Source organism: Lactobacillus sp. ESL0233, assembly GCF_003692995.1.
Taxonomy (GTDB): domain Bacteria; phylum Bacillota; class Bacilli; order Lactobacillales; family Lactobacillaceae; genus Lactobacillus; species Lactobacillus bombicola.
The window spans coordinates 300,981-308,478 of the sequence record NZ_REHH01000006.1 but is presented as its reverse complement, the minus strand read 5'-3'; the positions used below and the strand labels follow the sequence as shown (position 1 = coordinate 308,478).

General features: G+C 34.0%; 1 protein-coding gene. It reads right to left on the bottom strand.

Features of this window, described 5'->3' with window-relative positions; all coding sequences use genetic code 11:
* Window positions 1–6,682, bottom strand: a 6,682-nt coding sequence (locus F5ESL0233_RS03055) for a pectate lyase-like adhesive domain-containing protein (RefSeq protein ID WP_122058670.1), incomplete at its 3' end; no start/stop codon positions are given.
* Window positions 6,683–7,498: the final 816 nt, after the last annotated feature.

Below are 7,498 nucleotides of genomic sequence, written 5' to 3'. Positions count from 1 at the left end.
TATCAGTCATTGTTGGGTCGTCGATCTTACTAATCGCATTATTAGCAATTGTATCAACTGCATCTTTATCTGCTTGATTAGTTAAGCCAGGTTTAACCTTATCAGCTTCTGCCTGAATTTCAGCCTTGGCCTTGGCCTTAGCAGCAGCTAAATTAGCATCTTTTTCAGCTTGATTGATTGCATTAGTAGTATCCTTGACAATTTGATCTATCTTACCCTTAGGATTTGGATCTGCATCAGCTTTATCAATATCTGCATTGGCCTTGCCAACAGCAGCATCAATATCACTAATGGCCTTGTCATGAGCTGCTTTAGCTTCATTTTGTTGCTCTTTAGGCAAACTATTGTAATCAGCATTGATTCTGTCCTTAGCAGCTTGAGCTTTTTCGGCAATATCAGCTTTAGCTTTAGCCTTAGCTTGATCTAAATCTGCTTTAAGTGCGTTATTTTTGGCAGCGTTGATATCGCTCTCGCCCTTTGCTTCAACTTGATTTGCCAGATCCTTAGTTCCTTGTTTTGCAACATCACTCTTAGCTTGATCGCGAATATTCTCAATCGCTTTTTGGGCGTTTGCTTTATCTTCAGGTGATAAAGTAGAACCATTAATTTGATTAATAGCATCTTTAGCTACACTATCTAACTTAGCTTGATCAGCAGCAATTGTTTGATTAAGATCCATTGCATCTTTCAAAACATTGTCCATGTTATCGATACCAGTTTTCTTTTCTTGGTCAATCGTACTAATAGTAGTAGCATCATCAACCTTACCGATTGCATCAGTGTAAAAACCGTTTACTTTATCAGTTAATGCTTTTTTACCAGTAGCATCAATTGTATTTAAGCCATTAATTTGTGTATTAACTTTATCTTGTTCAGCTAATAGTGCTGCTTTAGCAGCATTTTTAGCTGCTTGCAAGTCTGCATCAGTTTGAATTTGATTTAGATTATCACGACCTGCTGTTGTTGCAGCTTTTACACCTGCTTCATCAGTTGCACCATTAACAGCACTTTTAGCTGCAGTTAATGTATCATCTATTTTCTTACCAAAAGCTACTTTTTCTGTTTCAGATAAATTAGGATCGGCATTGATATGATCGCGGACTTTTTTAGCTAGCGCATCTAATCCATTATCAGGATCATTAATTGCTTTATCCTTAGCATCTTGAAGATTCTTAGCAATAGAATTGCCAATACTATCAACAATTCCCTTCATACCATTAATAGCATTAGTCTTATCTGTATTAATTGTATCAATCGTCTGGTCGCCAGCAATTTGGGAAACAGCAGGATCATAAATATCATTAATCTTTTGCTTTAGATCTTTTACTTGATCTGGTGTCATTTGATCTGCTTTTGCATCAATTGCCGCCAAATCTTTGTCTTTTTCAGCTTTTAATTCTTGTAAAGCCTTAGCCCTAGATGCAGTTAAATCAGCATCATTTAGATCTTTATTAATATTAGCTTCACCTGCTTGCTCTGCAGGATCAACTCCTAGTTTGTCAGCGGCATTAATCTTATTAGTTGCATCAGCCACATCAGCATCAATTTGATCTTTAAAGTGTTCTTTATTTGTTGGACTGAGCTGATCAGCTGGAATATTGTCGATTGCTTTTTTAGCATCTTCAGCTTTAGCGTTAAGCTTATTAATTGCATCAGCTTTTTGTTTACTCAAAGCCAAATCATCCGCATCTTTACCAACACTATTGATATTATTAATAGTGTCATCATGTTCAGCTGGAATATTATTAGGATCGGTTTCATTCTTGATCTTATCAATACCTGTTTTAGCTGCATTATCAATTTTATCATTTAAAGCTTTAGTATCTTCAGGCTTAAGATCAGGATACTTAGTTGCGATTGAATTCTTTGCGGCCTCTTGAGCTTTTTTAATATCATCTATTGCTTGTTGCTTACTTTGTTCAACCGATAAGTCACCAAGTAAAGCATCTAGAGCTTTTTTACCCTTGTCATAGGTATCCTTAACTCCAGGTAAATCTGTTGCTTTGTCAATTTGTTGATTATATCCTAACGGATCAGTCAGATTATTAACAATCTGTTTTGCCTTTGTTTTTGCATTGGCAATTTCTGTAGCAGGTAACCCAGATTTATCAATTTTATCTTCGATATCTTTTTCATAAGCATCTAATTTAGCTTTATTAGCACTCTTGGCTGCCTCAAGAATGCCTGTTTTACCGTCTGCGATATCTTGCTTGATAGTTGCAGGATCTTTATCAACATCAATTTTGCCATTGGCCACATTTAATGCATTATCAATCCCTGAAATATCTATTCCTGTACCAATATCTTGCTTAGCTTGATCGGCATTTGCTTTGACTTGCGATTTAGCCGCTGCTCTGAATTGACTCAAAACATCATTTTTGCTAGTATTTAACGCTTTGCCAACTCCATCAATAGATTCGGCATTGTCAATCAAAGTATTAGCATTTTTCACCGCATTATCAATTGCTGGATCTGTTGTAACACCTAAAGCGGCCTTATCAGCATCAGAGTCTGCTTTTATTTGAGACTTAGCAGCCTCTTTATATTTATTTAAAATATCATTTTTACCATTAATAACATCTTGTTTAATTTCATCAATAGTATTATGGCTATCAATATTTGTATCAGCAGTTTTTACTGCATCATCGATGCCCGGATCTAATGCATTAAGATTATCTTTATTTTCAGCTTTAGCAGCTTCTGCTTTTACTTGAGCTTTAGCAGCTTCTTTAGCAGCTGCAAGTAAGTTAGCTTTAGCCGTATTTTCAACACTGTCAGCAGTAGTACGATTATCAGTTGCCGGTGTGCCATCAGCAATTGCATCAATTTTATCTTGTTCTTTCTTAACAGTATCGGCAATAATTTTATCATCTGGGATTCCTAATCCATCTTGATATGACTTACCATTACCTGCAATTTCAGCTTTAGCAGCTTCTTTATTGAATTGGTTTTGTGCAATTATCTTAGCCTGATTAATATCATCATCGGTATTTTTCCCATAAATTGATTTACTTGGATCATAACCATCTGTTCCAGGTTTAGCCGTTGCAGCTTTAGCAACAGCGTCAATTGCATCAAGATATGGTTTTTTATCAACTGTACTTAATCCAGAATTATTAACACGATCTTTAGCAGCCTGAGCAGCTTTTCCTATATCATCTGCAACTTTTTGTTGCTGTTTAGCGGCATGAGTATTGTTAATATCATCAGTACCCTTAGAACCGTCTGGGTCTTTGCCGTTAATAATATCATCAACTGCCTTATTGGAGTTATCTTTAATATCATCAGTGTCTTCTGGGTGCTTAGCAATTTGATCTTTAGCAGCCTGCTCGACCTTTTTAATAGCGTCAATTTTTGCATTAATTCCATTGATGATATCTTCTGCTTCTTTTTTATGTTTCTCAACTTGAGTTTCATTTGGATCAGCATCAATATCACCGCCATCCTTAGCAATTTCAGTTGGGCGACTAAGTTGATCTTTTAATTTTTTAATTGCTGCTTTTTCATCAGCATTTAAAATTGGGTCAGCTGCGATACTATCAATATCTTGTTTGGCCTGATCAATTTTACCATTAATTTCAGTTTTAATGCCGGTTTTATAATCAGTCACTGCTTGATCGATTGCTGCAATACCATTTTCTTTAGCAGTATTAACCTTGCTTTGAACTGCATCAGCAGTATCGCTTAATCCAGTTGTTGGAACGCTATTAATGTTATTAATAGCTGTATTTTTAGCGGTATCGATTGCTGGCTTTTGTAAAGGATAAGCAACACTAGTTGCATTAGCTTTAGCAGTTACATCATTAATAGCTGAATCTTTTATTGACTGCTTGAGTGCAACAGCAATTTTGTCAAGAGCTGCTTGCTTACGTTTAGTGATTTCTACTTCTGAATCACCAGTATAAACAGAGGTAGCAGTATGGTCTGGGTTAACTGGTTTAGTTGCATCAGCACCAGTTGATGTCATCACATCATCAAATGCCTTACTTTGATCCGGGGTCAAATTGCTTGGTTTTTTAGCTTTAGCAGCAACAATTGCATCATTAATTTCTTTAGCTGCCTTATCTTGAGCATCACCTAAAGTTACAATTCCTAAATCTTTAATTACTGGACGAATTCCTGCCTGAACATCAGCTGGGTTATAACTAACAAAATTAGCAGTAGGAACTAATGAAATTGCATCTCCCTTGGCTAACTGAGCTGCATCACCTGCAGGAATAGTAAATTCGAAAGTTCCATCATCATTTACTTTAGCGACAAACTTTGAAGGTAAATCCGGTGCATTAGTAGAAGCATAGGGACTGACAATTTTAGGATCTTGTAGCAATTGACCTTCTTTAGACCCCTTATATTGAGCGATAATATAAGCATTAGTTCCACCAGGAATATACTTATCAAGTAATCCACCGCTGTTAGGCCCATCTGTAGCTGGATTATAGTTGATAACTTTACCAGCAATTTTTCGGGAGCCATCAGGATTATTAGTGACAACAACGCTACTTGGATCAATATCCAAAAATCCACTGGAATTTGCTTGAATTAACTGCAAGTTATTATAGCCAACAGCTGTCGGATCCGTAAATATTTTTTCAAAAATCGTTTTATACAAGCCATCAAAATCAGTGTTTCCAGTAGTAGCAGCATTTTGAATAGCAGTGGCTACTCCTTTTAATTCTGGTAATTGGAGGATTTTACTAATTTGTGGATCTTGTAACATACTTTGGAAAGTATCAAGATCAAACTTTTGCTGACCGTTCAAAAGTTGAATCAGATTTACAATTGCACCTTGAGTACCTTTTTGAACTTGGAGCATATGTAATGGTGGGAGCGTGATGACTCCACCATTTATTGCACCAAGATCGATTCTTTGACGAGCATTAGCAATTTTAATTCCATTATTTCCTACAATACTTGTTCCCAAGCTCTTATTTAGATGTGCATCTAAAACAATCGAGGTTGGATTATTAATATTCATACTACCTGGCACATTAAGCAAAACTATGTTGCCTGTTCCAGCATTACCAACTAACTTAATATTTAAAGAGCCATTATTAATATCAGCCTTACCAGCAATATTAACCAATGTTCCAGCATACTTGCCCATATTTTGACCAGTAACACTTAACTGACCGTCAGGGGCAATATTTAAATTTCCATTAATCGAAATCAGGTTATTGGCTGCTAAGGGATATGTGGTAATGTTTCCATTAGTAGTCACATTGATTAAGGCACCGCTATCAATATTAAGAGATGATGACTTACCACCAATATAAATTGCTCCAGCTTGAGCCCAGTCTGTACTACCATTTATACCATCAAAATCAAGCTTACCAACATTGATTTTTAACGCACCCTTGACATCAATACTATTATTATCTCCAGGTGCAGCCGCAATAATACCGTATCTACCATTTATACCTGCAGAAGGTATTAGGTTTATACCACCAGTTGGGGTATTACCAGCTGGCCAAAGCATAACCTTTGCAGTAGGCTCAACAATTATTTTGTTACCATTACCACCTAAGACAATAACACTGTCATTCCTAGTGATCCCAGTAAATGAACCATCAAAATCAATCACATTACCTGATCCAGAAATACTTAGCAATGGACGATTATCTACCAATCCATCAACTTGAACTGTTTTAGCAGTATTAGTACCTTTAAAATTAATGTGAGTGTCACTACCAGCATAAATCATCTGAGAGCCGCTAAAATCGACATTCTCAAAATTAATAATTGCATTAGTAACTTTATCTGATCGAATCACACCGTAAGTGTCAGCACTATGCAAAACAAGATTTTGAAAAGTTAAATTTAATATTCCACTGGTAACATTGGGATGATTACCCTTAAAATCTACTACATATCTATCTGATCCATTTCCATTAGACTTAATTAAAAGATTTCTACCTACAAAATTAATTGGTATTGTATTTGCACCTGTACCACCAACAGGAGCGTCTAGAATATCATTCATAACATCAATTTCGCTAATGTCCGCATTTGATATTGCACTAGCAAGTTCGTCCCAGTTATGAACCTGCGCAGCATTGCTAGCAAGATCTTCAGTTCCAATCACATTTTCTTTACTAGTAGAAGGCTGATCAGAGATAGCCGGTGTATCTACTGGTGTATTAGAACTTACACGCACATCGCTATTGACTGAAATTGTTGGCTGATTAGTTGAATTTGTACTAGAAACTGTAGCAGGGGAGGTTTGACCTGAACTGCTAGAATCCACTTGAGTATCACTTACTTTAGCAGGTGTCTTCAAAAAGGTCTGTAAAGCAGAATAAGTTGATAACTTAGTTTTATCATCTTTATCGTTACTAGCTGTTTTAGATTCTGAACTTTTTGCGTCTTTTGTAGAATCAGTTTGTGGAATACTTGCTGTTGTATCTGTAGCATTATTTTTATTTGTATTCACTTGAGTATTGGCAGAATCCGCTTCAGGTTGTGCCTTTTGCGTATCTGCAGAGTCTGCATTAGGTGCAGCACTAGCGGTTTGTACTGGATTAATAGTATCCGCTTTGGTAGTTTGACTAGTTAAACCAAAGAAAGTAAAACCTAACAAAACAGAAGCAGCACCAATACTCAATTTTCGAATTGAGAAGTGATCTTGCTTTGCTTGCATCTCCATCTTTCTTAGTCTTTCGGTAAAATTATTTTTTCCTAACATAAAACTATCCTTTCACAAATTAGTTGGCTCCGATTGGGTAACCGTTTAAACATTGTAGTTCTTATAAATTTTATTATCAATTTTAATAATTTATTTTTATATATTTTTATAATAATTTAATTTATAAAAATGTTTTTTATAAAAATATAAATAAAAACTATCTAAAAAACATTGTAATAGAAGTATTTTTTATAAAAATATAAATAATATAAATAATAATTTTTTATTATATTTTATTTTTTAAAATAAATATTTTTAATATATAAAAGCGATACATATAAATATTTTATATGTGTATGTGGATAATTTTTTTGAAATTCGATAGTGATTAGTAAAAAATACAATTTTACATGTAGAGTAAAAGTAACAATAAAATATTTTAGTTATTAATACTATATTTATTAATAATTAGATAGTATATTACTAATAATTTATGGGATAATTTCTTTTATGTTAGATTTTAAAAAAATATTTTTTATTTCAAACAGTAATAAATACTATACAAATAATATAAAAAATATTTTAAAATTTAAAAACGCTAAAGCTTTATGCTAATAACGTTTTTAGTTGTTATTTACCTTAATTTTATAAGCAAAAATCTAGTAATATTATTTGCCAGATTAATGCCAGATACATAGCAAATTTGCTAACTACTACCCAAAAATTTAATGTATGGTCGCTATTTTTAAATTAAGCTTGCTATAGATATAAGATATACATATAACTGCAATTTTTTATCTTAGTAATAATAAATTTAGAATAGTGATATTTTATTACTTTGGTAGCTTTAAATAAGTTTAATATTAAGATTATATA